1 pseudogene is annotated in these 458 nt (G+C 72.9%); it reads right to left on the bottom strand.

The features are described from left to right. Positions 1–64: 64 nt before the first annotated feature. Positions 65–458: pseudogene (locus G3I71_RS47315) on the bottom strand (two-component sensor histidine kinase); the annotation flags it as partial.

Genomic DNA, 458 nt, shown 5'->3' on the forward strand with positions numbered 1-458 from the left:
ATCAGAAGTCTCGAAGTGATATTGCGGGATGGTCGGAGATCCTGCTATTCACCATCCCGTGGGGTCATTCGCCGATGGGCAGCGTGGCGGACGTCCGCCACCCCCCGTCGGACGGAGTGCCGAAGTCGAAGGTGCCGCCGAGCGCCTCCACGCGTTCGGCGAGTCCCGCCAGCCCCGAACCGCCGCCGCGGCGCGCCCGTTCACCGGCCCCGCCGCCGTGGAGGGACGGGGCGCTGTTGGTCACGGAAACGGCCAGCAGGGGCACCGGACCGGAGAGGTCGGGCTGTATCCGGACGCGGACCAGCGGAGTGGTCGGGGCGTGCCGGCGGATGTTGGTCAGTGCCTCCACGACCGCCCGGTGGGCGGTCGCCGCCACCTCGCGCGGAACCCGGCCGACGTGATGGGGCGTCAGGTCGATGTCGAGGTCGACCTCGGCCCGCCCGGCGGCCCGGAGCCGG

This window comes from Streptomyces sp. SID12501, assembly GCF_010550245.1.
Taxonomy (GTDB): domain Bacteria; phylum Actinomycetota; class Actinomycetes; order Streptomycetales; family Streptomycetaceae; genus Streptomyces.